This window comes from Sphingomonas sp. PP-CE-1A-559 (assembly GCF_004340965.1).
In the GTDB taxonomy this organism is placed as follows: domain Bacteria; phylum Pseudomonadota; class Alphaproteobacteria; order Sphingomonadales; family Sphingomonadaceae; genus Sphingomonas.
The window spans coordinates 616012-640586 of the sequence record NZ_SLYA01000001.1 but is presented as its reverse complement, the minus strand read 5'-3'; the positions used below and the strand labels follow the sequence as shown (position 1 = coordinate 640586).

The 24575-nt window shown below is 65.8% G+C and carries 24 protein-coding genes; 16 read left to right on the top strand and 8 right to left on the bottom strand.

Annotation, left to right across the window (positions count from 1 at the left end; translation table 11 throughout):
* Positions 1-5: 5 nt before the first annotated feature.
* Complete coding sequence (locus tag C8J42_RS02850; RefSeq protein WP_120299208.1) at positions 6-677, top strand: glutathione S-transferase; 672 nt, start codon at positions 6-8, stop codon at positions 675-677.
* Positions 674-1789 (top strand): succinyl-diaminopimelate desuccinylase, encoded by a 1116-nt coding sequence (dapE, locus tag C8J42_RS02845; protein ID WP_133018835.1) that lies wholly within the window; start codon positions 674-676, stop codon positions 1787-1789. Before C8J42_RS02850 ends, dapE begins: the two co-directional genes overlap by 4 nt.
* A gap of 218 nt (positions 1790-2007) precedes the next feature.
* Here dapE and C8J42_RS02840 read toward each other — a convergent pair whose 3' ends face one another.
* From C8J42_RS02840 to C8J42_RS02830, 3 genes are read right to left on the bottom strand one after another with little or no spacing between them, the layout of a single operon-like run.
* Complete coding sequence (locus C8J42_RS02840; protein WP_133018834.1) at positions 2008-2634, bottom strand: Smr/MutS family protein; 627 nt, start codon at positions 2632-2634, stop codon at positions 2008-2010.
* Positions 2609-3958: a murein transglycosylase A gene (locus tag C8J42_RS02835; RefSeq protein ID WP_243644029.1), complete on the bottom strand. Its 1350-nt coding sequence runs from the start codon at positions 3956-3958 to the stop codon at positions 2609-2611. The genes C8J42_RS02840 and C8J42_RS02835 overlap by 26 nt, the downstream gene beginning before the upstream one ends.
* 11 nt (positions 3959-3969) lie before the next feature.
* The gene (locus C8J42_RS02830; RefSeq protein WP_133018833.1) at positions 3970-4614 is read right to left on the bottom strand and encodes a Tim44/TimA family putative adaptor protein; all 645 of its coding nucleotides are present in this window, start codon (positions 4612-4614) and stop codon (positions 3970-3972) included.
* Between the two features lie 168 nt (positions 4615-4782).
* Between C8J42_RS02830 and secB the strand changes: the two genes are divergently transcribed.
* The 3 genes from secB to trpS are packed head-to-tail and all read left to right on the top strand — an operon-like array spanning position 4783 to position 7904.
* On the top strand, positions 4783-5295 hold the full coding sequence (gene secB, locus C8J42_RS02825) for a protein-export chaperone SecB (RefSeq protein ID WP_056062172.1): 513 nt from the start codon (positions 4783-4785) through the stop codon (positions 5293-5295).
* A gap of 26 nt (positions 5296-5321) precedes the next feature.
* On the top strand, positions 5322-6887 hold the full coding sequence (gene murJ, locus C8J42_RS02820) for a murein biosynthesis integral membrane protein MurJ (protein WP_133018832.1): 1566 nt from the start codon (positions 5322-5324) through the stop codon (positions 6885-6887).
* Between the two features lie 9 nt (positions 6888-6896).
* On the top strand, positions 6897-7904 hold the full coding sequence (trpS, locus tag C8J42_RS02815) for a tryptophan--tRNA ligase (RefSeq protein WP_133018831.1): 1008 nt from the start codon (positions 6897-6899) through the stop codon (positions 7902-7904).
* Positions 7905-8110: 206 nt separating this feature from the next.
* Here the strand turns inward: trpS and dnaA are convergent, their stop codons facing one another.
* The 3 genes from dnaA to mutM all read right to left on the bottom strand — a co-directional run bounded on the left by dnaA (position 8111) and on the right by mutM (position 11226).
* Positions 8111-9625, bottom strand: coding sequence for a chromosomal replication initiator protein DnaA (gene dnaA / locus C8J42_RS02810; RefSeq protein WP_133018830.1), 1515 nt, complete (start codon positions 9623-9625; stop codon positions 8111-8113).
* Positions 9626-10052: 427 nt separating this feature from the next.
* Positions 10053-10316 (bottom strand): 30S ribosomal protein S20, encoded by a 264-nt coding sequence (rpsT, locus tag C8J42_RS02805; protein ID WP_031394736.1) that lies wholly within the window; start codon positions 10314-10316, stop codon positions 10053-10055.
* Between the two features lie 94 nt (positions 10317-10410).
* Complete coding sequence (gene mutM, locus C8J42_RS02800; protein ID WP_133018829.1) at positions 10411-11226, bottom strand: bifunctional DNA-formamidopyrimidine glycosylase/DNA-(apurinic or apyrimidinic site) lyase; 816 nt, start codon at positions 11224-11226, stop codon at positions 10411-10413.
* Between the two features lie 56 nt (positions 11227-11282).
* Here mutM and C8J42_RS02795 point away from each other — a divergent pair, with 56 nt between their 5' ends.
* The 8 genes from C8J42_RS02795 (at position 11283) to C8J42_RS02760 (ending at position 19108) form a co-directional block, all read left to right on the top strand.
* Positions 11283-12047, top strand: coding sequence for a class I SAM-dependent methyltransferase (locus tag C8J42_RS02795; protein WP_056051226.1), 765 nt, complete (start codon positions 11283-11285; stop codon positions 12045-12047).
* Positions 12048-12054: 7 nt separating this feature from the next.
* Complete coding sequence (gene ubiB, locus C8J42_RS02790) at positions 12055-13587, top strand: 2-polyprenylphenol 6-hydroxylase (protein ID WP_133018828.1); 1533 nt, start codon at positions 12055-12057, stop codon at positions 13585-13587.
* Positions 13588-13591: 4 nt separating this feature from the next.
* Positions 13592-14734, top strand: coding sequence for a hypothetical protein (locus C8J42_RS02785; protein WP_133018827.1), 1143 nt, complete (start codon positions 13592-13594; stop codon positions 14732-14734).
* A gap of 10 nt (positions 14735-14744) precedes the next feature.
* A complete protein-coding gene (gene coaBC, locus C8J42_RS02780; protein WP_133018826.1) occupies positions 14745-15932 on the top strand; it encodes a bifunctional phosphopantothenoylcysteine decarboxylase/phosphopantothenate--cysteine ligase CoaBC in 1188 nt (395 codons plus the stop codon).
* Positions 15929-16366, top strand: coding sequence for a dUTP diphosphatase (dut, locus tag C8J42_RS02775; RefSeq protein ID WP_133018825.1), 438 nt, complete (start codon positions 15929-15931; stop codon positions 16364-16366). Before coaBC ends, dut begins: the two co-directional genes overlap by 4 nt.
* The gene (locus C8J42_RS02770; protein ID WP_133018824.1) at positions 16363-16788 is read left to right on the top strand and encodes a hypothetical protein; all 426 of its coding nucleotides are present in this window, start codon (positions 16363-16365) and stop codon (positions 16786-16788) included. Before dut ends, C8J42_RS02770 begins: the two co-directional genes overlap by 4 nt.
* On the top strand, positions 16785-17558 hold the full coding sequence (moeB, locus tag C8J42_RS02765) for a molybdopterin-synthase adenylyltransferase MoeB (protein WP_133018823.1): 774 nt from the start codon (positions 16785-16787) through the stop codon (positions 17556-17558). Before C8J42_RS02770 ends, moeB begins: the two co-directional genes overlap by 4 nt.
* Before the next feature lie 257 nt (positions 17559-17815).
* Positions 17816-19108 carry an exopolysaccharide biosynthesis polyprenyl glycosylphosphotransferase gene (locus tag C8J42_RS02760; protein WP_207897050.1) on the top strand — a complete coding sequence of 431 codons (1293 nt, stop codon included), beginning with the start codon at positions 17816-17818 and terminating at the stop codon, positions 19106-19108.
* Positions 19109-19132: 24 nt separating this feature from the next.
* On the opposite strand, the gene galU is transcribed toward C8J42_RS02760, so the two are convergent.
* Positions 19133-20005 (bottom strand): UTP--glucose-1-phosphate uridylyltransferase GalU, encoded by an 873-nt coding sequence (gene galU, locus C8J42_RS02755; RefSeq protein WP_133018822.1) that lies wholly within the window; start codon positions 20003-20005, stop codon positions 19133-19135.
* A 109-nt stretch (positions 20006-20114) separates the two neighbouring features.
* On the opposite strand from galU, the gene wecB reads away from it, so the two are divergent.
* Both wecB and wecC read left to right on the top strand, forming a co-directional pair.
* Positions 20115-21239, top strand: a complete 1125-nt coding sequence (gene wecB / locus C8J42_RS02750) for a UDP-N-acetylglucosamine 2-epimerase (non-hydrolyzing) (protein WP_133018821.1) — start codon at positions 20115-20117, stop codon at positions 21237-21239.
* On the top strand, positions 21223-22542 hold the full coding sequence (gene wecC, locus C8J42_RS02745) for a UDP-N-acetyl-D-mannosamine dehydrogenase (RefSeq protein ID WP_133018820.1): 1320 nt from the start codon (positions 21223-21225) through the stop codon (positions 22540-22542). Before wecB ends, wecC begins: the two co-directional genes overlap by 17 nt.
* Here the strand turns inward: wecC and C8J42_RS02740 are convergent.
* A complete protein-coding gene (locus C8J42_RS02740; protein WP_243644027.1) occupies positions 22499-23518 on the bottom strand; it encodes a M48 family metallopeptidase in 1020 nt (339 codons plus the stop codon). The genes wecC and C8J42_RS02740 overlap by 44 nt on opposite strands.
* Positions 23519-23723: 205 nt before the next feature.
* Here C8J42_RS02740 and C8J42_RS02735 point away from each other — a divergent pair, with 205 nt between their 5' ends.
* The gene (locus tag C8J42_RS02735) at positions 23724-24518 is read left to right on the top strand and encodes a metallophosphoesterase family protein (protein WP_133018819.1); all 795 of its coding nucleotides are present in this window, start codon (positions 23724-23726) and stop codon (positions 24516-24518) included.
* Positions 24519-24575 lie beyond the last annotated feature (57 nt).

Here is a 24575-nt window from a genome sequence, read left to right as displayed (position 1 = left end):
CGCTCATGAAACTGATCATCGGCAACAAGGCCTATTCGTCCTGGTCGCTTCGCGGCTGGCTCGCCTGCAAACAATCCGGGCTTCCGTTCGAGGAGGTGGTCGTGCCGATGTACGACTCGGACTGGGAAAAGCGCCGTTCGGGTGACGAGTTCGCGCCGTCGTCGGGCAAGGTGCCGATCCTGTGGGACGGCGACGCGGTGGTATGGGACAGTCTGGCGATCGTCGACTATCTCGCCGACAAGGTCGGGCGCGAACGCTTCTGGCCCAAGGATAATGCCGCACGCGCGATGGCGCGGTCGATGGCAGCCGAGATGCATTCGAGCTTTGCCGCGCTGCGTCGCAAGCACAGCATGAACGTGCGCCAAGTGTTTCCGGCAAGCACGCCGGACGACGACGTGCTTCTCGAGCTGCAGCGGGTCATGGAGATCTGGGCACAGGCTCGCGCACGATTCGGTGGCGGCGGCGATTTTCTGTTCGGCCAGTTCGGTGCGGCGGACATCATGTTTGCGCCGTTGGTGACGAGGATCGTCACGTACCAGCTGCCGATCGCGCGGTTTGCGGCCGGGTATATGCAGGCGATGTTCGAGCATCCGTTCATGCAGGACTGGATCGCGGCGGCACAGGAAGAAGAATGGGTCCTCGAGCAATTCGAACAGCCGGTGCCCGCGACCGCATGATCGACCCCGTCGCGTTCGCACAAGCGCTGCTCCGCGCGGATAGCGTCACGCCTGCGCGGGGGGCGGTGTTCGATGTGCTGGAGACGGCGCTCGTCCCGCAGGGATTTGCGGTCGATCGGTTCACGGTCGGCGAAGCGCCCGACGGCCCGGTCGAGAATATGCTGGCCGTGCGCGGCGATGGACCGCAGCATCTGGCGTTTGCCGGCCACGTGGACGTCGTCCCCCCTGGCGGAGGTTGGACCGGGTCGCCCTGGTCCGGCGAGATTCGCGACGGACTGCTCTACGGACGCGGCGCGGTCGACATGAAGGGTGCAGTCGCAGCCTTCGTGGCCGCCGCGAGCCGGAGCGATGCCGGAACGCTCTCGCTCATCATCACTGGTGATGAAGAGGGACCCGCGACGTACGGCACCGTCGCGCTGATGGAGCGGATGGCGTCGCGGGGCGTCGTGCCCGACCTGTGTCTGGTGGGTGAACCGACCTCGACCGCGCGGCTGGGCGACATGGTGAAGATCGGGCGGCGCGGTTCGGTCAATATCTGGATCGAGGTGCCGGGGCGTCAGGGACATGTCGCCTACCCCCATCTCGCCGACAATCCGATCCCCCGGTTGATCGCCATCCTTGCGGAGATCGAAGGCGTGGTGTTGGACGAGGGCACCGACTGGTTCCAGCCGTCCAACATAGAGGTTACCGACATCACCGTCGGCAACCCGGCGCACAACGTCATTCCCGCCAAGGCTTCCGCGCGGTTGAGCATCCGGTTCAACGATCGCCACCGCGGGGCGGACCTGATCGAGCATATCCGCGCGATCGCCGAGCGTCATGCGCCCGGCGTGGTGGTGACGGGCAAGGTGTCGGGCGAAGCGTTTCTTACCGAGCCGGGTGCGTTCTCGACGCTGTTGTCGGACGCCATCGTGGGCGCGACCGGGGTCACCCCGGAACTGTCGACCACCGGGGGCACGTCTGACGCGCGCTTCCTGTCGAAGCTTTGCCCGGTGGTGGAATTCGGGTTGATCAATGCGACGATGCACAAGGTCGATGAGGCCGTCGCGGTCGAGGACTTGCGGACGCTGACGGATATCTATGCGAATGTGATCTCGCGGGCGCTCGACTAGTGCCCCTCACTGGAAGGGAGTAGTTGGGGCGGGTGGGCCCGCTTGAGCCGCACGGTACGCAATCGTGGAAGCCTACCCACCCCCTGCCCCTCCCTTTCAGGGAGGGGGGAAGTAGATGTGCTGCGAAGTGCTCAAACTCATCGGCTTGCGATCAGCATACAATTACCTGTCTGGGGTAACGATCGTTAGGCCCGGACCGCGCGAATCCGATCGCAGAGCTAGTCCCGTCCGCGCCGCAAGACGATATACAGCGCGCCCTGCCCGCCGTGCCGTGGATGCGCGCCGCGTACCGCAGCGATCGAGTCGGCATGCCGCGAACCGGCCAGCCAGTCGGTGACCGCAGACCGGATGGCGCCTCTCGCGTGCGGGCGTTCGCTTTCGGGACGGGGCGGCTTGCCCGTGACCAGCAGCAACACTCGGTCGCCGCGAGCGATAGCCCGTCCCAGGCCGACGTCGAGCAGTGCATGGGCGGACGCCAGCGTGTGGCCATGCAGGTCGATCGAGCTGTCGGGACTCACCACCCCCCGCGTGAGCCTCTTGTCCCAGCCGCCATCGAGCGTGTTGGCCGTGATCGGTTTGGCGACAGGCCGGGCAACCACGGGCTTTGCCCCCGCCCGCGCCGCGTATGGCGTGACCACGGTACGGACTAGCGGCTTCACCCGCCCCATCGGCGCGGGTGGTGCGGGCACGATCTTGCCGTTGGGACCGATGATCGGCTTGGGTGGAGGCGGCAGCGGCGGCGCGCGCTCCGGGATGCGCACGGCGACCGCACGCATCGGACGCACGCTCGCCATCACGCGCGCCCAGAGCTGCGCCTCATCAGGGTTGAGCGGACGGCCCGCCATATCGCGCCCCATTCGCTTGGCCGTTCAGGCGCGCCACGGTGCCGATTGGCAGCAGCAGGTACGCGGTGCCGCGTCCGGCCATGCCGCCGGCGGTCGCTTCGGCGGCCGCGCCAGCACCCCAGAACGTATCGAAACGATTGCTGCCCTTGATCGCGCCGCCCGTATCCTGCGCGATCCACAAGCCGCTCGCGTCCTGCCGGTCGAGCGACAGGAACACCGGCGCGCCGAGTGGCACGAACTTGACGTCGGCGGCCGCGCTCACCTGACCGGTGACCGGCAGGCCGAGTGCCCCCAGGGGGGCGCCCTCGAGTTCGCGGAAGAACACGAAGCTCTTGTTCTCGCGCATGATCGCCTGCCCCTCGGCCGGGTGTGCGTGGAGCCATGCAACGATGCCCTGCATCGAGGTCTGGCCCGGCTGGAGCAACCCGCGCGACTTCATCAGCGCGCCGATACCGGTATAGTCGCGGCCGTTCTGCGTCGCATACCCGATCCGCAGGATCTCGCCGTCGGGCAACCGCAGCCGCCCCGAACCCTGGATCTGTAGGAAGAACAGCTCGACCGGATCGCGCGCCCAGGCGAGGATCGGCGCCTTTCCCGATAGCGCGCCCTGCTCGATCGCAGTGCGATCGTAGTAGGGCACCAAGTTGCTGCGATCGACGCGACCGCGCACCTTCTTGCCCTTGAGACTGGTCGAGAATGCGCCGAGATCGACGTCGATAAGGTCGTTCGGACGCGCATAGATCGGCGCATAGCCATCCCGTCGCTCCAGCGACCCAGCGATCTCGGGCTCGTAATATCCCGTCGCGAACGCCTTGCCGTCACCGATCTGCGCCGCCTCGAACCACTGCGTGAAGAACGTCCGAGCATTACGGCGATCGGTCGATGCTGCTGCGGTACAGGCCGGCTGCCAATCCGCGCCGCGCGTCAGCCCGGACGTGTCGTTGCGACGTACCAGCGACGGACAGCTTGTGACGAACGCCGCAAACGCCGCTTGCGCCTGCACATCGTCGATCGGAAGGCTGGCGATCGGTGGACCGGGGATTACGCCCGCAGCGGCGGCATTCACAGGTTCGACCGCTGGGACGACCGGTGATGCTAGCATCGGCACAGCGCTGACGATCCGCGCCGGCGATTGGATACCGCGAATGTTCGGGGATGCGCCGGTATCGCGCGACGGATGCACGCGAACGGGTTCGCTTGATCGATCATCTGTCCGGTCCACCGGTGGCGGACCAGACCGTGGTGGTTCCACCCCACCGACGCACGCGCTCAACAGCGTCGCCATCAGCATCGGCAGTCCCAGACCGCCGAGCCTTCCCCCCATGCCCCGACCCATCAGGCTTCGTCGGTGTCCGCAAGCTTCCAGTTCGGATCGCTGCTCTTCAGCGTCCGGGCGAACGTCCAGACGTCATGCGTCTCGACCGCGTCGGTCAACGACCCAGCGAGGACATTGCCCTCCGCGTCGCGCGTGACGGCCGCGATGTCCGCGTCGAAACGGACCGTGATACGCGCCTCGCGACCCGTGAGAGTTGCATCGGCGATCAGCGCACGCTCTATCGACACGAGACGGTTGTCGAGCACTTCGCCGGCCTCGCGCCGCGCTTCGATCGCCTCGACGAACGCCGCACGGACATCGTCGACCGCGAGATCGGCAAGCGCATCCTCGTCGCCCTTCCAGAAGGCTTCGAGCACCATGCGGTACGCGGCCTGCGCACCTTCGAGAAAGCGCGCGACATCGAAACCGGGCTCGCCCGCGACGATCGCCCGCAGACCAGACTCCGCCTTGGGCTCCAGGTTGCGATTGGCGACCTCGCGCGCATCGGGAACCGCCTCGACGGTTCGCGGCACGGCGGCGAGCGCAGGACGGTCCTCGGCCGCACGTGGCAAGGGCTGCTCATGCCCTGTCCGCTTGCCGAGCACGCTATAGAGTCGCATCGCCAAGAAGCCTGCAACCATCGCGAGAAGAACTACGTAAAACAACCGTGCCTCCGATCTTCGCTTCAACATAGGGCAAACCCGCAGCTATTCAAACCCGCGCCCGTTGAAACGCCCCTTCGGCACTGCTACTCGCACCACCTCGATCGAACAGAACGCGCAAGCGGTCCGCTTCGGTCCCAATTTTCCGCTTATTCTCTAAGGACACGACGAATGGATGATCAGGACAACGGCTTCACCATGCCCGACCAGGCTCTCGCGAACGGTGAAGACACGGTCCCCGCTGCCGGGCTGATCTCGCAATACGTCAAGGACCTGTCGTTCGAGAACCCGAACGCACCGGCCGTCTACCAGAACCAGACCCCGCCGGCGATCGACGTGCAGTTCAACATCGGCGCGGCGCAGGTCGGCGACGAAGTGCATGAGGTCGTGTTGAAGATCGACGTCCGCGCCGAGAGCGAGGGCCAAGTCGCGTTCATCGTCGACCTTTCGTACGCGGGCCTGTTCGGGCTGCGCAACATCCCGGCCGAGCATGTCCAGCCGTTCCTGCTGGGCGAGGCCCCACGCCTGCTGTTCCCGTTCGCACGCCGGGTGCTGTCGGATGCGGTCCGTGACGGTGGTTTCCCGCCGCTGCTGCTCGAGCCGATCGATTTCTCGCAGCTGTACCTCCAGCAGTCCGAGCAGCAGGGCATCCAGCCCAACGTCGGCGATTTCGGCCAGGCCTGAACGACACGGGGGCGGAGCGCGCTTAGATGAATCTCACCAAGGCGCTGGGATCGGTCGGCGGGCTGACGCTTGCCAGCCGGGTCCTGGGGCTGGTGCGCGACTCGCTGTTCGCGCGGTTCGTCGGCGCGGGGTTCGCGTCGGACGCGTTCCTGATTGCGTTCCGCCTCCCCAACATGTTCCGCGCGCTCTTCGCGGAGGGCGCGTTCTCCGCCGCGTTCATCCCGATGTTCAACCGGAAGGTCGGCGATAAGGATGGCCGCGGCCTGCCGGACGGGATCGCGTTCGCCGAGGACGCGCTGTCGGTGCTGCTGCCGACGCTGATCCTGATGACTGCGATCTTCGAACTCGCGGCGTGGCCGATGACGTGGCTGCTGACCTTCGGGTTCAACGGCGCGAGCGCGGAGCGGTTCGACTATGTCGTTCACCTCTCGCGGATCACCCTGCCCTATCTGCTGCTGATCAGCCTCGTGTCGCTGCTCGGCGGCATCCTCAATTCACTGCACAAATTCTGGATCAACGCGGCAGCGCCGATCCTGCTGAACGCGACGTTGATCGCCGCGCTGCTGCTGTTCCACGAGCACCAGCCACTACTGACCGCGCGCAACCAGGCGATCGCGGTAACGGTGTCGGGGGCGTTGCAGCTCGGATGGCTGATCTGGGCATGCCGGGCGTCGGGCGTGAGGCTTCGGCTGAAGCGTCCTCAGCTCAATCCCGACGTAAAGAAGCTCATGTCGCTGATCTGGCCCGCCGCCGCCGGCGCGGGCGCGGTGCAGATCAACCTCGTCGTCTCGACCGCACTCGCCGCTGCGTTGCTGCCGGCGGGTTCGGTCTCGTACATCTATTTCGCGGACCGGCTGAACCAGCTCCCACTCGGGTTGATCGGGATCGGCCTTGGTACCGTCCTGCTTCCCACCATCTCGCGCCAGCTCGGTCGCGGTGAAGATGCCGAGGCGATGGCGACGCAGAACCGGGGCATGGAACTTGCGCTGTTTCTCACGCTGCCCGCGACGGTCGCGTTGATCGTCTGCGGCGTGCCGATCGTCGGGGCGCTGTTCCAGCACGGCAAGTTCGCGCTCGAGGACAGCGTACTGACCGCGCAGGCCTTGGCCGCGTTCTCGATCGGGTTGCCGTCGTACATCCTCGTGAAGGTCCTCACGCCCGGCTATTACGCGCGCTCCGACACGCGTACGCCGGTGCGGTATGCGACGATGTCGATGGTCGTGAACCTCGTCCTCAACCTCGCCTTCATCAAGCCGCTCGGCCATATGGGCCCGCCGCTAGCGACCGCGATCGCCAGCACCGTCAACGTCGCGATGCTGTACCGGACGCTGGTCCGTCGCGGACACTTCACCCCCGATGCGCGGCTGCGACGGCGGACATGGCGGCTGCTGGTCGCCGCGCTGATCATGGGCGTCGTTATGTATTTCCTCAACGACCTGTTCCAGCCGTTCGTGACGGGTGCCAGCGTCGAGCGCTGGGGGGCGATGCTCGTGCTGGTCGCGACCGGCGGCGTCGTCTATGCGATCGCGACATTGCTCACCGGCGCGTTCCGACTGGGCGACATCTCCACGCTTCTGCGTCGTTCCAAGTAAGGTTTTTCCATGCGCGTCGTCTCCGGCATCAAGCCCACCGGTAATCTCCATCTCGGCAATTACCTGGGGGCGGTGAAGCAGTGGGTGACGCTGCAGGACGACGTCGCCGCACAGGGCGGCGAGTCGATGTTCTTCATCGCCGATCTGCACGCGCCGACCGAATGGATCGCGCCCGCCGAGCTCTCGTCGCACACGATCGAGGTCGCCGCGACGATGATTGCGGCGGGGATCGATCCGGCGAAGTCGATCCTGTTCAACCAGGCGCGGGTTCCGGCGCATAGCGAGATGGCGTGGCTGCTCAACACCGTCGCGCGCGTCGGCTGGCTGAACCGGATGACGCAGTTCAAGGACAAGGCGGGCAAGAACCGCGAGGGCGCGAGCGTCGGGCTGTACGACTATCCGGTGCTGATGGCGGCCGACGTGCTGCTCTACAACGCGACACACGTGCCGGTCGGCGAGGACCAGAAGCAGCATCTGGAGCTCGCGCGCGACATCGCCACCAAGTTCAACGGCGACTACGGCGTCGACCTGTTCACGCTCCCCGCCCCGCTGATCAGCAAAGCCGCGCCGCGGATCATGAGCTTGCGCGACGCGTCGGCGAAGATGTCGAAGTCGAACCCGTCCGAGCAATCGGTGGTCAAGCTGATCGACAGCGACGACACCATCGCCGACAAGTTCCGCAAGGCGAAGACCGATCCCGACGTGCTGCCGGCGACGGTCGAGGAGCTGGGCGACCGGGCGGAAGCACGCAACCTGCTGACGATCTACGCGGCATTGGCGGATAGCGACGTGGCGACGGTGCTCGGCGAGTTCGGCGGCAGGGGCTTCGGCGCGTTCAAGCCTGCGCTGGCGGATCTCGCGGTGGCGAAGCTCGGGCCGATCCGTGACGAGATGGTGCGGCTGCTCGATGATCGCAGCGCGGTGACGGCGGTGTTGCAGGCAGGCGCGGAGAAGGCACGGGCGCTGGCGGCACCGGTGCTCAAGCAGACGCAGGACGCGATGGGGTTGCAGGTTTAACCCCTGTTCCGTCATCCTGACGAAAGTCAGGATCCAGAGCGATAAAGCGCGGCGTCCATAACTCTGGATCCTGACTTTCGTCAGGATGACGGGGGAAATACGGGCGATACGGCTACGTGTCGGAATACCCCATGCAGCTTGTTCCCCCGCGAAGGCGGGGGTCCAGTCTGGGCTCCCGCCTTCGCGGGAGCACACGGAGGGGAAGGCTAGCCTTCGAGCTCGCGCATCAGCACACGGACCGCCGCGTCGATGTCCCGGTCCGAATCGCGCAGTTCCTCGATCTTCCGCACCGCATGGATCACCGTCGAGTGATCGCGCCCGCCGAATTTCCGGCCGATCTCGGGGAGCGAACGAGTTGTCAGGCGCTTCGCCAGATACATCGCGATCTGCCGCGGCCGCGCCACCGCGCGTGCGCGCCGCGCCGAAATCAGATCGAGCGGCTTCAGTTCGAAATGCGCGGACACCAGCTTCTGGATCTCGTCGATCGTCACGCGCTTCTGTGCGCCTCGCAGAACCTCCCCCAACGTCGCGACCGCGAAGTCGAGATCGATCGTGTCGCCGGTCAGCTGCGCATACGCGACGACGCGGTTGAGTGCGCCCTCCAGCTCGCGGATGTTGGCATGGATGCGGCTGGCGAGCAGGTCGAGCACGTCGGTTGGCACGCGCATGTCGGGCAGGTCGACCAGCTTCCGGTCGAGGATCGTCCGGCGCAGCACCAGATCGGGCGCCTTGATGTCTGCGACCAGCCCGACCGACATCCGGCTGACGATCCGCGCCTCGACGCCTTCCAATGCCTGCGGGCAGCGATCGGCGGAGATGACCAGCCGCTTGCCCGCCGCCATGATCTCGTTGACCGTGTGGAAGAATTCTTCCTGCGTCGCATCCTTGCCGGCGATGAACTGGAGGTCGTCGATCAGCAACAGGTCGGCACCGCGCAGGCGCTGCTTGAAGGCATGCGTGTCGCGCGCGCGCATCGACGCGACGAAATCGTACATGAACCGCTCTGCGGACATGCACAGCACGATCGCGTGCGGATTGTGCTCGAGGAATGCGTGGCCGATCGCGTGCATGAGGTGGGTCTTGCCCTGCCCCGTACCGCTGTGGAGGAACAACGGGCTGAACCGCACCGGACCGGGCTCGGCGAGCACCTTGGCGGCGTTGAACGCGACCTTGTTGGACGGATCGACGACGAATCGCGCAAATGTATAGCGCGGATCGAGCGGCGGACGTTCAGCGGGCACGCCGACCGGGGCCAACGTCACGACGGGCGCCGGCGCTGGCTTCAGCGACGGATCGACGCCGAACTTCATCGTTGCCTGCACAGGGTCAGCGACCGGCTTAGGAGCCGGCTTGGCTTCGACCGGTAGCGGATCGGCAACGGGCTTCGCGGGAATGGCGTCGGCCACCGGCTCGATCGCCAGCACGACGGGTGCGCGACCCGGCGCCCTGGTCTCGATCTGGACGGTGCGGACGTTGGGCAGGATCTGCTTGAATTCGAGCACCAGCCGGTCGGCATAGTGATTGCGGACCCAGTTGGTCATGAACGCCGACGGCAGCGCGAGCCGGATCGTGTCGCGGTCCTCGCCCGGGATCAGCTCGATCGGCTTCAACCACTGTTCGAACAACCGCGCCCCCGCCGACTCGCGCAAGGACGTACGAACGCGAGCCCAGGCCCTTTCGGCCTCGCTCGCATGCGTCACAGATCCTTGCCACTTCGTCACGCGCACACTTCTCCGACCCCGCGAGATTGCTCGCGCGGGTGATATAGTCCCGACAGAAAATGGTCCCCCTGACGACCCCAAGGGTCATCCGGCATCTTCGCCCTGTTTGTTGATGCAGCGGTGGAAACCACCGTCGCTGTGAGCCCCGTTATGAAGCGATCGACGATCCTAGCAAGGCCCCGAGGCGTCACATTTTCGAAATAAAGCGGGTTGACTTGATCAAGCCGCGGAAATGCGTCGATATTTTTATAAGTCGCTGTCTTTACGCATTTTTTGCAATTTCCGCGATTGCGTGACGTGATTCTCGATCACACGAATCGTGGCGAATCCTAGGGTTATGCGGACTCCCCGGCGGTTCCCTTCGCATACGCAAAAAACCCGCCGGGAATGTCCCGACGGGTGATCAGCTTCGACAATGATCGGTCGCTTAGGCGAGCCCGGTCACGGCCTTGGTCAGACGCGCGAACTTGCGGCTCGCGGTGTTCTTGTGCAGCACGCCCTTGGCGACGCCACGCTGAAGCTCAGGCTGTGCCGCTGCGAGTGCGGTGGTCGCTGCGCCCTTGTCGCCCGAAGCCAATGCAGCCTCGACCTTCTTGATGAAGGTACGGATACGGCCGACGCGGTTGCCGTTCACTTCCGCGCGACGGTCGTTGCGACGGATACGCTTTTTCGCCTGCGGCGTGTTCGCCATGAAGCCCTCTGGATGTTCGAATGAATAAAAAGGGGCGCCGGATTGCTCCTACGCCCTCTCGAAGCCGCGGCCCTACCCACTTTGTCCTAGATCGTCAACCGCGTTGGCACTTCGCACACCAGAACGTCGAGCGCCCGCCTTCGGTGCGGCGCTGCACGGTAGCACCGCATTCGCACGCCTCGCCCTCGCGCCCATAGACGCGCCATTGCTTGGAGAAATAGCCGAGCTCGCCGTCCGGCCGGACGTAATCCCGGAGCGACGAACCGCCAGCCAGGATCGCGGCGGTCAGCACCGTCCGAATTGCCTGGACGAGTCGCTCGAGTCGAAACAGCGAGATCCGCCCCGCCGCGCGTGACGGCGCGATCTTCGCCATGTGCAGCGCCTCGCACACATAGATGTTGCCGAGACCCGCGACGATTCGCTGGTCGAGCAGCATCGCCTTGATCGACGCCCCTCGCCCTTCGAGCGCTTCCAGCAGATACGCGGCGGTTAGATCGAGCCCGAGCGGCTCCGGCCCCATGCTGAGGAACGGCGGGTAGTTCGCGATGTCGTCCGTCGCCCACAGATCGAGAAAGCCGAATCGTCGCGGATCGTTGAGCGCCACCGTCCGCCCCGCCGCGGTGCCGATCAGCAGATGGTCGTGCGCGAGGAGTTCACTCGGATCGACTCGCCATCGCCCCGACATGCCAAGATGGAAGACGAGTGTGTCGCCGCGATCGGTATCGATCAGCCCGTATTTGGCGCGGCGGCCCAAGTGCGTCACGGTCGCGCCCGTCATCCGCTGGCGCAGATCGACCGGGATCGCTTTGCGCAGGTCGGCGCGGCGCGGCTCGACCGAGGTCAGGCGCTGGCCCTTCAGCACGGGCTCCAGCCCGCGCACGGTGGTTTCGACTTCTGGTAATTCTGGCACGGTTTGCAGCTAGGTTGCGTTTGCTCGCGCCACAAGGCGCGGCTAGAGCGCAGGATATGAACGACTTGATCGCGCCCGCGCCCGCACTCACGCCCGATACCGTCTCCTTCGGCTACGAAGACATCCCCGCCACCGAGAAGACCGCCCGCGTCGGCGGCGTCTTCTCGAACGTCGCAGGCAAATACGACCTGATGAACGATGCGATGTCGGGCGGCATGCACCGGCTGTGGAAGGACCGCTTCGTCCGCCGCGTGAAACCGCGCGAAGGCGAGCAGATCCTCGACATGGCCGGCGGCACGGGCGACATCGCATTCCGCATGGAGCCGTCGGGCGCGTCGATCACGGTCGCCGACATCAACCCGCAGATGCTCGAAGTCGGCATGCAGCGCGCCCAGAAACGCGGCATCGACGGACTCGTGTGGACCGAAGCCAATGCCGAAACGCTGACCTTCCCCGACAAGTTCTTCGACGCCTACACGATCGCGTTCGGCATCCGTAACGTGACGGATATCCCGAAAGCTCTCCGCGAGGCGCACCGCGTCCTGCGCCGTGGCGGGCGGTTCTACTGCCTGGAATTCTCGACTACCGTGTGGCCCGGGTTCGCCGAGGTGTACGACGCCTATTCGCACAAGATGGTCCCGAAGCTTGGTCAGCTTCTGGCGCAGGATGCGGACAGCTATCGCTACCTGATCGAATCGATCCGCCGCTTCCCGGACATGCCCAAGTTCAAGGGCATGATCGCGGATGCCGGCTTCGTGCAGACCAAGGTCGAGCCGTTGCTGGGCGGGCTCGTTGCGATCCACAGCGGCTGGAAGATTTGATCCAACTGTGACGGCTTCAACCACGCACGTCTGGCGCCTCCTCAAATGGGGTCGCATTCTCGCACGCCACGGCGCGCTGCGCGGGATCGAACGCGACCCGAACACCCCAGCCCCGGTCCGTCGCCTCGCACGGATCGCGCGGTTCGGTGCGCGCGTCCCCGCCGTGCCGCGCTACGCCGATGCATTCCAGGCGATCGGGCCTGCGGCGATCAAACTCGGGCAGACGCTCGCCACGCGGCCGGATCTCGTCGGCGAAGACGCTGCGCATGACTTGCTGAGGTTGCAGGACCAGCTCTCCCCCGTCCCCTACGAGACGATCGAGGCGGCGATGCTGGCGAGCTTCGGCAAGCCGCTGGAGACGTTGTTCTCGCGGATCGAACCGATCCCGGTCGGCGCCGCGTCGATCGCGCAGGTCCACCGCGCGGTCACCACCGATGGCCGCCAGGTCGCGGTGAAAGTCCTACGCCCCGGCGTCGAGGACGATTTCGCGCGCGCGATCGACACGTACAGCTGGGCCGCTGCGCAACTCGAGGCGCTCAGCCCCGAAGCCATGCGCCTCCGCCCCCGCCTCACGATCGAGACGTTCAAGCGCTGGACCCTGCGCGAACTCAACTTCCGCCGCGAAGCCGCGTCCGCCTCGGAACTCGCGGAAGGCATGACCGCCGAGCCCGATTTCGTCATCCCCGCGATCGACTGGGCGCGCTCGACAGCCAAGGTCATGACGATCGAGTGGATCGACGGCATCAAGCTGTCCGACCGCGCGGCGCTGGTCGTCGCCGGCTACGACCTCCCCGCGCTCGCGCAGACATTGGTCCGCGCGTTCCTGCGTCAGGCGATCGCCGACGGGTTCTTCCACGCCGACATGCACCAGGGAAACCTGTTCGCGCTCCCCGGCAACCGCATCGCCGCGATCGACTTCGGCATCATGGGCCGAATCGACCGCCGCGCGCGCGTCTGGCTCGCGGAAATTCTCTATGGGCTGATCACCGGCAACTACAAACGCGTCGCCGAGATCCATTTCGAGGCGGGCTACGTCCCCGCGCACCACGACGTCGCCGAATTCGCCACCGCACTCAGGGCCGTCGGCGAGCCGATGCGCGGGTTGCCGGTCAAGGACATGTCGATCGGCATGATGCTCGACAGCCTGTTCTCGATCACGCGCGATTTCGACATGGTGACGCAGCCGCACCTGCTGCTGCTCCAGAAGACGATGGTGATGGTCGAGGGCGTCGCGACCAGTCTCAACCCCGACATCAACCTGTGGGAAGCCGCCGAGCCGTTCGTCCGCGACTGGATCCGCGGCGAGCTCGGACCAGAGGCGATGATCGCCGACCGCCTGATCGAGGATTTCCGCACGCTGACCCGGCTTCCCGAACTGGTCCGCCGGATCGAGGCGCATTACCCCGCCCCCGGTGGGGCTCCACCAACGATGCCGTTGCGCGAGATCGAAGTGATCCGGATCGGTGGGGGCTGGCGGTACGGTCTGGTCGCGGTGCTCGCGGCCGCCGCCGGGGTCGTGACGACGCTGCTGTTTGGTTGAGGGCATGAAGACGCGTCGCGGCGCTCCGTTATGGACGACCCGCGCGACCCGGTTCGCGGGCATGCCGTCGGCGCAGGCGCGGATCGGGCTCGTGCTGTTCCTGGTATTCCTGGCGGCCTGCCTCAGCGCGATGGTCTCGCCCGGCCCGCGGCCTAGCGTCGACGTGGGCGCCTCAACCTCCATTGCATACGATGCCCCGCCACCTGGACGGACGGACCTGCTGCTGTACGATACGATCGTCGCCGGCGTGCGCGGCGGTTCGCCCTATTACGCCGTCGCCGCCGAGACGCAGCGTATGGGGCATTATCCGCTGAAGCCGTTCTTTGCGGTTCGGCTGCCGACCTTAGCGGTCGTTCAAGCAGCGTTGCCCTCGATACTGGTGAACCTGCTGCTGTTGGCGTTGTGCGTCGGAACGATCCTTGCCTGGGTCGCGCGGCTTCGTCCGGAAATGACCGGCCTGGTGCCGCTCGGTGTGGCTGGCTTGCTGGCCGTCGCCGGGCTTTCCGTGAACCTCGATCCCAGCTTTGTGGTGTTCCACGAGGTCTGGGCGGGGCCGTTGATCGCGCTATCGCTGGCGTTGCGCCGCCCCGGCCATTGGCTGCCAGCGGTCGCGTTCGGGCTGTCGGCGATGCTGATCCGTGAGACCGCGCTGCTGTACGTCGCGATCATGGCGGTGTTCGCGTGGGTCGAGGGCGAGCGGCGCGAGACGCTGGGGTGGCTCGGGGCGATAGGGGTCTTCGCCGTGGTGCTTGCCGCCCATGCGCACGCGGTGTCGCTGGTCAGCGGTCCGCTCGACCGCGTGTCGCAAGGGTGGAGCGGTCTCGAGGGGTTCGGCTTCTACGTCAAGCTTGCGACGATCTCGTCGGGGCTCGACATCCTACCGCAATGGCTCGCCTCGCTTGTTCTTGGCACAGCGCTGTTCGGCTGGCTCGCGTGGCGCGATGCGATCGCGACGCGCGCGCTGGTCGTGTTCGCTGCCTATGCCGCGCTGATCTCGCTATTCGCGCGGAGCGACAATTTCTACTGGGCGCTGATGACCACGCCGGTGTTGCTGGTCGGGCTGGTGTTCGCGGTCGACGGCCTGCGCGACATGATCGCCGCCGCCAGCGATACGCGGCGCATTACGGTCACGCGCGTTATCCGCTAGAGCTGCGCGGATGAAACGCATCCTCCTGATCGTCGGTGGCGGGATCGCCGCCTACAAGGCCGCCGAACTGATCCGCCTGCTGAAGACGCGCGGGTACGCGGTGCGGTGCGTGATGACCGAGGCGGCGCATCATTTCGTCACGCCGATGACGCTCGCCGCGCTCAGCGAAGACAAGGTCTATACGACGCTCTGGGATCTCAAGGACGAGGCCGAGATGGGCCATATCCAGCTCAGCCGCGAAGCCGACCTGATCGTCGTCGCGCCCGCCACCGCCGACCTGATGGCGCGGATGACGGCGGGGCTCGCGAACGACCTCGCAACCACGCTGCTGCTCGCGACTAACACACCGGTGCTGGTTGCACCGGCGATGAACGTCCGCATGTGGGGTCACGCTGCAACCGTCCGAAACGTCGTACAGCTTCGCGCCGATGGCGTCACGGTAATGACGCCGGACGAGGGCATCATGGCCTGCGGCGAATACGGCCCCGGCCGCCTACCAGAGCCGCCCGCGATCGTCGCCGCGATCGAGGCGATGCTCGCCCCTGCACCGCCGAAGCGCCTCGCGGATCGCCACGTCCTCGTTACCGCCGGGCCGACGCACGAACCCATTGATCCAGTGCGCTACATCGCCAACCGTTCGTCGGGCAAACAAGGCTTCGCGATCGCTGCAGCACTGGCACGGCTCGGCGCACGCGTAACGCTCGTCGCCGGCCCCGTGACGCTGCCGACTCCGCATGGCGTCGACCGGATCGATGTCGAGACGGCGCGCGAAATGGCGGACGCGGTCGATCGTGCGCTGCCCGCCGACGCCGCCGTCATGGTGGCCGCGGTGGCGGACTGGCACGTCGAGTCGGCGCCGCAGAAGATCAAGAAAGGCGACGCAACGCCGACGCTGACGCTTGCGGAAAATCCGGATATTCTCGCGACGTTGGCGCGCAGCCCGGACCGCCCTCGCCTACTGGTCGGCTTCGCGGCCGAGACCGAGCGGATGATCGAGCACGCCGTCGCCAAGCGTATTCGCAAGACCGCGGACTGGATCGTCGCCAACGACGTATCGGGCGACGTGATGGGCGGCGCCGACAACAGCGTTCACCTCGTCACCGAAGCCGGCGTCGAGACCTGGGAGCGCCTGCCCAAGGACGCGGTCGCCGCACGACTGGCGGACCGCATCGCCGATGCGCTAGAAGCCGCATCATGATCCGTATCGAACTGAAGCGCCTGCCGCACGGCGAGGGCCTGCCGTTGCCTGCCTATGCTACCGAAGGTGCCGCCGGGATGGACGTCGTCGCCGCCGAAACCTTGACGCTCGCCCCCGGCGCGCGCGCCGCCGTCGCGACCGGCTTTGCGATCGCCATTCCCGCCGGCCATGAGGTCCAGGTCCGACCGCGCTCCGGCCTCGCGCTCAAGCACGGCGTCACCTGCCTCAACACGCCGGGCACGATCGACAGCGACTATCGGGGCGAAGTGAAGGTGATCCTCGCCAACCTAGGCCAGGAACCGTTCGCGATCGCGCGCGGCGACCGGATCGCGCAACTCGTCCCCGCAGTCGTCCTGCGCGCGTCGCTCGACGAAGTCGCGGTGCTCGACGACACCTCCCGCGGCGCAGGCGGCTTCGGATCGACCGGCCGATGATCGCCGCCCTCCTTCTACTGCTTCAGACCGCGGCAGCGCCGGTCCTGGCTCCTGCCGCACCGGCCACCCCAATGGCCAGCGCGATGCCGCCTCAGGATTGGAGCACGCTTCCGATCCTACGCATCCGGGGGCAGGCGACGACGCTCGCCAACACTTCCGCCTATGTGCACGGCGAAGTCGTCGCCGGTCGCTGCGCGCGTGTCGTGCGCACGTCTCAGGGTTGGGCCCTAACCGTCGACCTTGCCGTGCTCGTTGCCCCCGACGGCAGGGTCCGCCGTGTGACGCCGCGCGCGATCGACTGTCCGACGGTCGAGCAATATGCCGCCGGCGTGATCCTGGGCGCGCGCGACTCGATCGACGTTGCGGGTGAGGACGCGGACACCTGGTACCGCACCAGCCTCACGTTTACCTGGGGCGTATGACTCTCTCAGACGACGAACTCGCCCGGTATGCACGTCATATCGTCCTCAAGGAATTCGGCGGCACGGGACAGGCGCGGTTGAAGGCGGCGACCGTCGCGATCGTCGGCGCAGGCGGGATCGGCTCGCCCGCGATCCAGTATCTGGGTGCAGCCGGCGTCGGCCGGCTGATCCTGATCGACGACGACAGCGTCGAACCCTCCAATCTTCAGCGCCAGACGATCTTCACGACCGCGGATACCGGTATCGCCAAGGTCGACGCCGCAGCGGCCGCCGTGAAGCGGATCAACCCGCATGTCGCCGTCGAGACCCACCGTATGCGCATCGACGTTTCGAACGTGGCGGACCTGCTCGTGGATGCCGATGTCGTGCTCGACGGCTGCGACAATTTCGCGACGCGCTTCTGTGTCGCCGATGCCGCGCATGCCATGAGGATTCCGCTCGTCTCGGCCGCAGTAGGCCAGTTCGAGGGGCAGCTCGCCACCTATCGCGGCTGGGAAGCGGATAAGCCGTGCTACCGTTGCTTCGTCGGCGAAGACCCTGAGCGCGCAGAGACCAGTTGCGCGGAGGACGGCGTTCTTGGCCCCGTCACCGGGGTGATCGGCAGCCTGGCTGCGCTTGAGGTACTACGGACGATCGCGCCGTTCGGCGACGATCCGGCCGGCAAATTGCTGCTGATCGACCTGCTTGCACTGCGTTTTCGCGCAATCCGCCTATCCAAGGATCCAGGGTGTACGACTTGCGCCAAAAAGCGGGACTTCGCGGTGAGTTAACCGCAAGCTTTTATTTCCTCGCCCGCAAAATTGGAAAAATAACAACTAAACTTTCGCGATCGACGAACAGTAGTTCTTTTGCATTGCGGCATTTCGCGGTATCGCTTTGCGCAGGGGGGACTGCGCGTGCGTCCGACAAGTTCATGAATGTAGAGAGCGGCGTTTTGAGCCGCGCTATGGCGCCGTCGCGCGGGAAAAAACCTGCGCGGACTTGGCGCCCAAGCGCGTCCTCGCTGCGCGTTCGGCTGATCCTCGGCATGCTGACGGTAGATACCACGTGCATTATTGCCAGTTACCTCGCAGCGGCCGGTTTGCGCGGCGTATTCGCGAACGACACCGCCTGGATCGTAATCCTCGCGATGCTGATCCCGGTCTTCATTATTACGACGCTGAATAACGACAGCTATGCAGCCGCAAATTTGCGTGATCCTTTTCGATCAGTAGCGCGTGGATTACAGGCCTATGCGCTCGCCATCTGCGCAGTCGTGTTCATCGCTTTCTGCCTAAAGGCGAGCGATACGTTCCCGCGTCTTGTCGTTGCAATTGGTTCGGCATTTGCCATTGCTTCCTTGGCATTAGGACGGTTCCTATTCGTCCGGCACATGCCTGCGATCATTGGTGGAAACCCCTTCAGTATCGTCCTTTTGTACGATTCCGGCCAGCCCATCCCGCGCGGGGACTTCTCCGTCGTCATCGCCGCGGACTCGTATTTCGACCCCGATCACCATGATCCCGTGATGTACGACCGCCTCGCGCAGTCGCTGTCGGGTGCGGACCGGGTCATCGTCGCGTGCAGCCCGGAGCGGCGGCTCGCTTGGGCACAGGCGTTGAAGGGCGCGAATATCCAGAGCGAGATCTTCATGCCGGAGCTGAACGCGCTCGCGCCGCTCGGCATCAGCGCGCACGGCGATACCCCGACGGTCATTATCGCCAACGGTCCGTTGGTCCTGTTCGACCGTTTCGTAAAACGCAGCTTCGACGTGATGCTGGCAAGCTGTGCGCTGGTGACGCTGATGCCGATCTGGATCCTGATCGCACTATCGGTGAAGATCGATTCACGCGGACCGATCTTCTTCAGCCAGATTCGGATCGGTCGCAGTAACCAGATGTTCCGCCTGATGAAGTTCCGGAGCATGCGAGTCGATCACAGCGATGGCGCAGGCGCACGCTCGACGTCACGCGACGACGACCGGATCACGCGCGTGGGCAAGTTCATCCGCAGCACCAGCATCGACGAACTGCCGCAGCTGCTGAACGTCCTGAAGGGCGACATGAGCATCGTCGGCCCACGTCCGCACGCACTCGGCTCGCGCGCCGCGGACAAATTATTCTGGGAAGTCGACCAGCGATACTGGCATCGCCATGCGGCCAAGCCCGGCCTGACCGGTCTGGCGCAGGTTCGCGGCTATCGTGGCGCGACGCTGTACGAGGACGATCTGCGTAACCGGCTCCAGGCGGATCTGGAGTATCTCGAGCATTGGTCGATCTGGCGCGATATCAAGATCATCCTCCTGACCTTCCGCGTCCTGCTACACCGGAACGCCTTCTGACGTTCCGGTGAGCGGGCTGATCGTTTAGTCCGCCAGCAAGCCCTTCGCGAACTCGCGAACCGCTGGCCCGATGTCGTCGCGCGCCAATGCGATCGCCAGATTGGCCTGAATGTAACCAGCCTTGTCGCCGCAATCATAGCGCTGGCCGTCGAAGGTAAAGCCGTGGAACGGCTGGTTGCCGATCAACTGCGCCATTGCGTCCGTCAGCTGGATCTCGTCGCCCGCGCCCTTTTCCTGCGTCTCCAGGATCCGCATCACCTCTGGCTGGAGGATGTAGCGCCCCGGGATCATCAGGTTCGACGGTGCGGTGCCCCGCTTGGGTTTTTCGACGAGCGCGGTCACTTCGGTCAGCCGACCGTCGATCGCACCTGGCGAGATGATGCCGTATTTGTCGGTTTCCGAATCGGGCACTTCAAGCGCGCCGATCACATTGCCGCCGACCTGGTTATATGCCTCGACCATCTGCTTCATGAAGCCGGGCTGGCCGACCATCAGTTCATCGGGGAGCAGGACCGCGAACGGTTCGTCGCCGACGATCTCTCGCGCGCACCAGACCGCATGGCCCAGCCCGAGCGGCTCCTGCTGGCGAACATAAACCGGCGAGCCGGGCTTCATCCGGATATTGCTGATCGCGTCCAGCGACTTGCCCCGCGACCGCATCGTATCCTCAAGCTCGTACGAGATATCGAAATGATCCTCGAGCGCGCCCTTGCCGCGCCCGGTCACGAAGATGATCTGCTCGATCCCAGCCTCGAGTGCTTCCTCGACCGCATATTGAATCAGCGGCTTGTCGACGACGGTGAGCATTTCCTTCGGCATGGCCTTGGTGGCCGGAAGGAAGCGCGTACCCAGTCCTGCGACCGGAAACACGGCCTTGCGCAGCGGCTTTATGGTCATTCGATGCTCCCTTTGATCTCGCGGGACCGTCTACCGATCGTTACGCCTGCGCGCAAATTGTCGCATTGAATTAGCGCGTCGTTAAAGACGTTGATCTAGGGACTGCATCATGCCCAAAGTTCTCGTCATCTTCGGCACGCGGCCCGAAGCGATCAAACTCTTCCCGGTGATCCGGGCGTTGGCGGTGGTCCCCGGCCTGACCGTCCGCACCTGCGTCACCGCGCAGCACCGCGGGTTGCTCGATCAGGTCCTCGCAATCGCCGATCTCGCGCCGGATATCGATCTCGACCTGATGGAGCCGGGACAAACGCTCGATCGCCTCACTGCAAGGCTGCTGGTCGGGCTCGGCGACGTGATGGATGCGGAGCAGCCCGACCTCGTCATCGTGCAGGGCGATACCGCCACCGCGATGACGGGTGCGCTTGCCGCTTATTACCGCAAGGTGCCGGTGGCGCATGTCGAGGCGGGGCTGCGGTCAGGCGATATCTACCATCCCTGGCCCGAGGAGGTGAACCGTCGCATCGTCGCGCCGATCGCCACGCTGCATTTCGCACCGACCGACACCGCCGCGGAGGCGTTGCGACGCGAGACGATCGCCGAGGACACGATCCACGTCACCGGCAACACGGTGATCGACGCTTTGTACTGGACCGCGGACCGCGTCGCGGCTGACCCGTCGCTCGCTGCCGGGCTCGACGCGATCGCCGCACGCTTTGCCGGCAAGCGGATTATCCTCGTCACGACGCATCGCCGCGAGAATTTCGGCGACGGCATGGCCGCGATCGCGCGCGCGATCGGACGTATTGCGGAGCGCGATGACGTCGCGGTGCTGTTCCCGGTGCATCCGAACCCGAACGTCGTATCGGTGATGAACGACATCCTCGGCACCCGCGCCAACGTCGCGCGGATCGAACCGCTCGATTACCCGCACTTCGTCCGCGCGCTAGGCATGGCGGACATCGTCCTGACCGATTCGGGCGGCGTGCAGGAGGAGGCACCTGCGCTCGGCAAGCCGGTCCTCGTGATGCGCGAGACGACCGAGCGTCCGGAGGGCGTCGCGGCCGGCACCGCGAGGCTGATCGGCACCGACGAGGACCGCATCGTTTCCGAAATCTTCACCCTGCTCGACGACACGTCGCGCTACTCCGCGATGGCTCGCGCCCATAACCCGTTCGGGGATGGCCATGCCGCCGCCAAAATCGCAAAGGTCGTTGCGCATGCTGTCGGACTCTAACCTCACCGTCGTCGTCCTCGGGCTCGGCTATATCGGCCTTCCGACGGCAGCGATCATCGCGCGGACGGGGGCGCAGGTGCTTGGTGTCGACGTGACCGAATCGGTCGTGGAGACGGTCAATTCCGGCCGCGTGCACATCGAGGAGGTCGATCTGGACGGCCTCGTCTCGGGCGTCGTCGCGCGCGGCACGTTGCGCGCCTCGACCGCGATCGAGCCTGCCGACGTGTTCGTGATCGCGGTACCGACTCCGTTCGACGCCGATCACGCACCCAACATCCGCTACGTCCTCGACGCCGCGACGACGATCGCGAGCGTGCTGAAGGCAGGTGATACGATCATCCTCGAATCGACCTCGCCGGTCGGTACGACGGAGAAGGTTCGCGACCTGCTGGCAGGCCTGCGCCCCGATCTGCGCGTACCGGGCAAGACCGGCGACCAAGCGGATATCGCGATCGCCTATTGCCCGGAGCGCGTATTGCCCGGCCGCATCCTGGTCGAGCTGATCGACAACGACCGGGTCATCGGCGGCATCACGCCGCGGTGTGCGCGTAAGGCGCTGACCTTCTACCGTCGCTTCGTCCGCGGCGCCTGCGTGACCACGACCGCGCGCGCGGCGGAAATGACGAAGCTTACCGAGAATGCGTTTCGCGACGTCAACATCGCGTTCGCCAACGAACTGTCGCTGATCGCCGACACGATGGGCGTCGACGTGTGGGAGGTGATCCGCCTCGCCAACCGCCATCCGCGCGTCAACATCCTGCAGCCCGGCCCCGGCGTCGGCGGGCATTGCATCGCGGTCGATCCGTGGTTCCTGGTGCACGCAGCCCCGGATCAGACTCCGCTGATCCGGACCGCGCGCGAGGTCAACGACGGCAAGACCGACCACGTCATCGCGCGGGTCGCCGCTCTCGTCGAGGCATCACCGGGCGCGACGGTCGCGTGCCTTGGCCTCGCGTTCAAAGCGAACATTGACGACTTCCGCGAGAGCCCTGCCCTCAAGGTTGCCGAAGCCGTGGCGCGTCAGTTCGGCGACCGGGTGCGGATCGTCGAGCCCTACGCGCAGACGCTGCCGGCCGTGCTGGCGGATACCGGCGCGACGCTGATCGACGTCGATACCGCGATCGAGACGTGTTCGATCATGATCGTGCTGGTCGACCACGACGTGTTCAAGTCGATCCCGCTCGAGGAGCGCGCCGACAAGGCGGTGCTCGACACGCGCGGTATCTGGCCGGATCAGCCGCGTGCGGCGCTGCCCGCAGTCAGCGCAACGGCACGTTTCGAGTCGCAACGACTGGCGGGATGATCGGCCGCGTCGAGGTCGCCGCGATGTCGCGCGCGGCGGCCTCCAGCGCCTCGGCGCGCACCTTCGACGAGGCGTGCGTGCGGCTGCGGAACAGCCCGCCGTCGATCGCGCCGCCCTTGCTCCGCCAGAATTTCGGGGCCGACATCGGGTCGTAACCGGTGTTCGCAAGCAGGTAGATGCCGAGCAGATCCGCCTGATCCTCGGTCTCGCGGATCAGGCGGCCGTTGCGACCGAGTTCCGCCAGCAGGCCCCGATTGATCTTCGCCGCATCCAGCCGGGCGCGGTGACGCAGGATGTTGTGCGAGAGTTCATGCGCGACGACGACGGCGATCTCCTCGTCGGTATAGCCTTCGAAGAACCGCTCACCGAGTTGCACGATCGCCCCGTCCGCGCTCGCATCCAGGCCACTGCCCAGCAGAATCTCGAACCGCGACCGGCATCCGGTGACCGGAGTGATCGAGATCGGCAAGCGTTTGCCGTCGCGCAGCACCGTCACTCGCAACGGCTTTCCGACCGGCGCCTCGGTGATGACCGCTTCCGCGGCATCGCGTGCCGCCGCGCTTTCGGGCGCATCGGCGGACGGCAGGTCGGGTTGTGGTCGATCGTCGATCGCTATTATCGAGTCGTTGGGACGAACCCCCGCGCGGTCGGCTGGACCGCCGGCGACGACCGCCTCGACACCGATCGTGGATTCGAACCCGAAGGTGGCCGCAGCGGCCTTGCGCGCACCGGGGCCATATTGCGTCAGCGCATGGATCGGCATGCCGATCTGCGGCTGGAGGCGGTCGCACAATGCGGCGTTCGCGGTGGTCAACCGATACGCGATCGTCGCCAGCCGGAGATCGGCAGCGCGCAACGTGTCGAAGAACGCAGCCGAGGGCGCCGTATCGGCCACGGGCATCGGTTCGGCAGGCAAAGCTGTTGGCGCCGCGGCCGTGAGCATCAGGAACGGCGCGAGGCGGGAGATCATCGACATGGCGTTCCCATAGCCGTCCTGCGCCCCTGCGTCATGCTGCACGACCGCAAGCCCCGCGCGCCCTGTCGCGGCAATGCGTCACACCCCGTCGCGGCGATGCGTTGCGACGCCCGCCGGAACATCCTATGCGATCGCCTGCGCCCGCGCGTTCGAGTGACGCGTTCGATCAGGTCCCGTACATCTTCCTCCCCACATCGATTGCAGCATGATTTCAAAGCTTTTCAAGTCCCGTAGCGTTGCCAAGCCGACTCAACCGCAGGTTCCTCCCGGTCGCCGCGTCTATGCCGTGGGCGACATTCACGGCCGCGCCGATCTGCTCGACGAACTGATCGGGTTGATCGAGGCGGACGAACGCGACCGCAGTGCAGCGGAAACGACCTTGATATTCCTCGGCGACATCGTCGACCGGGGGCCTGCTTCGGCGGCAGTGATCGATCGGTTGCGCGCGCTGGCGCATGCCCGCCCCGACCGCCCCGACGTCCGCTTCCTGCTCGGTAATCACGAAGAGATCTTCCTCGGTGCGCTCGACGGCGAACCCAAGGCGCTCCGGTTGTTCTGCCGCATCGGCGGGCGCGAGACGGTGCTGAGCTACGGCATGGAAGCTGCGGAATATGAGCGACTCGACTATGAAGAGCTGGTGCAACGGCTCGAAACGCTCGTGCCGGACGAACACCGCGAGTTCTTGCGCAAGTTCGAGGACATGATCGTGATCGGCGACTACGCGTTCGTCCACGCCGGCGTACGCCCTGACACGCCGCTCGATCTCCAGCGCACGTCGGACCTGCGGTGGATTCGCGATCCCTTCCTCGATCATCGCTCGGCGTTGGAAAAGACGATCGTTCACGGCCACACCATGACCGACGAGATCGAACGACGCGGGCACCGAATCGGCATCGACACCGGCGCCTACGCGTCGGGCCGCCTGACCGCGCTGGGGATGGAAGGCGCGGAAACCTGGGCGCTCCAGACCGGCACCGCCATAGCGCCAAAGACGAACTGAAGCGTCTCACCGCGAATATCATGCGGTTTGCACGCGAACGCTTTCTTCGTGGCGCAC